This window comes from Comamonas sp. B-9 (genome assembly GCF_000410635.1).
In the GTDB taxonomy this organism is placed as follows: domain Bacteria; phylum Pseudomonadota; class Gammaproteobacteria; order Burkholderiales; family Burkholderiaceae_C; genus Comamonas.
The window spans coordinates 432-778 of sequence record NZ_KE148619.1; the positions used below are offsets into that span (position 1 = coordinate 432).

Below are 347 nucleotides of genomic sequence, written 5' to 3' on the forward strand. Positions count from 1 at the left end.
CCGTGGTCGATGGCGATGGCCTGGCCATCAGCCTGATGAGCAGCGTGTTCAAGCGCTTTGGCTCGGGCATCGGCGTCGCTGAAGGCGGCTTTGTGCTGCAAAACCGGGGCCATGGCTTTTCACAACCCGGCCATATCAATGGGCCGGCGCCTGGCAAACGGCCGTACCACACAGTGGTGCCGGGCGCTGCCACGCGCAATGGCCAATTCCTCGGCGTGTTTGGCGTGGTGGGCGGCGCCATGCAACCCCAAGGCCAGGTGCAGCTGCTGTGCCGCCTGCTGGCGGGCGGCGAGGCACCGCAGGCGGCGCTGGACCAGCCGCGCTGGCGCCTGGAAGGCGGCCGGGTG

At 69.2% G+C, this 347-nt stretch carries 1 protein-coding gene; it reads left to right on the forward strand.

Going from position 1 to position 347, the window contains the following annotated elements:
* A partial coding sequence (locus H928_RS30250; protein WP_043340801.1) for a gamma-glutamyltransferase occupies positions 1-347 on the forward strand: 347 nt, incomplete at both ends.